2 tRNA genes are annotated in these 507 nt (G+C 45.4%); both read left to right on the top strand.

The annotated features are described in order from the left end of the window. Window positions 1-17 precede the first annotated feature (17 nt). Window positions 18-93: transfer RNA gene (locus HMPREF0908_RS10375), tRNA-Ala, on the top strand. A gap of 227 nt (window positions 94-320) precedes the next feature. Further along, window positions 321-397 (top strand) — tRNA-Ile (locus HMPREF0908_RS10370). Window positions 398-507: the final 110 nt, after the last annotated feature.

Here is a 507-nt window from a genome sequence, read left to right as displayed (position 1 = left end):
TAACATCCACATAAAATGGGGGCGTAGCTCAGCTGGGAGAGCACCTGCCTTGCAAGCAGGGGGTCAGGAGTTCGATTCTCCTCGTCTCCACCATCTTTTTCTTATCGGGATTCAACCTGATGAGAATTAACAAGCAAAGAAAATGTTCGTGTCGTTGCAAAAATCTCGCCGTAATTAGGTAATACTGAGCAAAGTGAGAGTTTTGCGCATGGCAAGGAATGAAGGAGAATCCAAGGGAGGCGTACTGATAGGTACGTTGACCGCAGGATTTGACTGAATGACACAGCCAGGCACAAAAAACATCACTTTGCGTCTAATATGGGCCTATAGCTCAGCTGGTTAGAGCGCACGCCTGATAAGCGTGAGGTCAGTAGTTCAAGTCTACTTAGGCCCACCATTTATTTGTTCCCTGAAAACTGCACAGAAGAAACAAGAAAATCTAAGAAAGGGAGACTTTGTGAACTCATGTCATAAAGTTTTCCTCACTGAGGTCTTCTACCGAAAGGT

The organism is Centipeda flueggei ATCC 43531, from assembly GCF_000160695.1.
In the GTDB taxonomy this organism is placed as follows: Bacteria; Bacillota; Negativicutes; order Selenomonadales; family Selenomonadaceae; genus Centipeda; species Centipeda flueggei.
This window is presented reverse-complemented; position numbering and strand designations above follow the sequence as displayed.